Below are 308 nucleotides of genomic sequence, written 5' to 3' on the forward strand. Positions count from 1 at the left end.
CGGTCGGCTACTACGGATTGGTAGAGATCATGACTCTTCAGTTGCTAGGTTTCTTGATAGGGGCGATTGCAACAACTGTCGGGACGTATCTGCTATTTATCTCGCTTTTACCTGTGCTGGTGCAGGCATTGAAACGAAACCAAAAGCTTAACGATCAGAGTTTGAATGCCTTTACACTTGCCCAGCTGCGTTTTCGGGTAAATAACCTGACCAAAATTCTCGGTACAGTGGCTATGCTGATCGCTCTTGGGGTAGGGGCGATGGCAGGTGGACTTGCTTTCCAAAAAAACGTTGATTTGATTGCCAAT

Annotated in this window: 1 pseudogene; it reads left to right on the top strand. The window is 46.8% G+C overall.

Features of this window, described 5'->3' with window-relative positions:
- Nucleotides 1-308: pseudogene (locus tag SB775_RS28480) on the top strand (ABC transporter permease); the annotation flags it as partial.

This window comes from Peribacillus sp. SIMBA_075 (genome assembly GCF_046534585.1).